This is a genomic window from Pseudomonas sp. AC229, assembly GCF_979254655.1.
The window spans coordinates 1-1,008 of the sequence record NZ_CEEDHK010000038.1 but is presented as its reverse complement, the minus strand read 5'-3'; the positions used below and the strand labels follow the sequence as shown (position 1 = coordinate 1,008).

The 1,008-nt window shown below is 53.3% G+C and carries 1 pseudogene; it reads right to left on the bottom strand.

The window, feature by feature from the left end:
• Window positions 1-955, bottom strand: a pseudogene (locus AC0IW7_RS24740) (IS3 family transposase); the annotation flags it as partial.
• Window positions 956-1,008 lie beyond the last annotated feature (53 nt).

Sequence of the window (1,008 nt, the reverse complement as noted above, 5' to 3'; positions counted from 1 at the left end):
CGATCTGAGTGATGAACCAAACGCTGATCGGTTCTTCGTTCATCTACGGCCTTCTTCAGCGCCTTGAGCACCGACTCCGTGTGCAACGTCTCATGCACGTGATGACCTACAATTTTTCGCGAGAAGGCGTCTGTCACCAGGCTTAAATAGGCCACGTTTTCTTGGGTTGGTAGGTAGGTTATGTCAGCGACCCACACTTGCTCGGGACCGGTAGCGACGATCTGCCCAGGTCCTTCTTTTAGCAGGTTGGGATGGCACCGGAACCGATGATGGCTGTGGGTGGTTTTGTGATACGCACGCTTGCTAGGCACCAACTCTCGTGCCTCTCGCAAGATCGTGAACAAGCGATCCCGACCAACTTGTAGGCCTGTTTCAGCGTCGATATGAAGCAAGTGATGCAGCTTGCGGGTCCCCAGTCTTGGCTGGCGACGGCGCTTCTCCAAGACAAATTCCAGCACGTTCTGATCATGCTGATCGCGGGCTTCTGCGGCCCAGATTCGCTTGTAGTAAGCCTGTCGCGAAATCCCCATGAACAGGCAAGCCCTGGTGATGCTCAGGTCTTCGATTTGCCCTTGCGAGAGGACTTGCCGGGTCGCTTTTTTACGACAGAAATTCCGTAGTCGTTCTTTAGAACATTGACGACGGCTTCAAAGAATTGAGCTTTCTGGTTGCTCAATGCGAGCTGCTCTTCAAGCTCTTTGATCCGCTGCTCAGGTGTCAGCGGGACAGATGGCTCGTTCACGGCGCGGGTCCTCTGAACGCGAATAGATGCGCCTTGGCTCCAGTTCTGCCGACCATGCTTGCGTAACCACACCAGCACTGTCGACTTGCCCTGAATGCCATAGCGAGTTTGAGCGTCTTTATAACTCAACTCGCCTTTTTCGACTTGGTCTACCACCGCCAATTTAAAAGCCAAGGTGTAGTCGCGCTGACTGCGCCTTTTCCCCGAATCCATTGAGCCCTCCTGAAAATAAATCAGAAGGTGTAAACCTTATTCAGGACGGGACA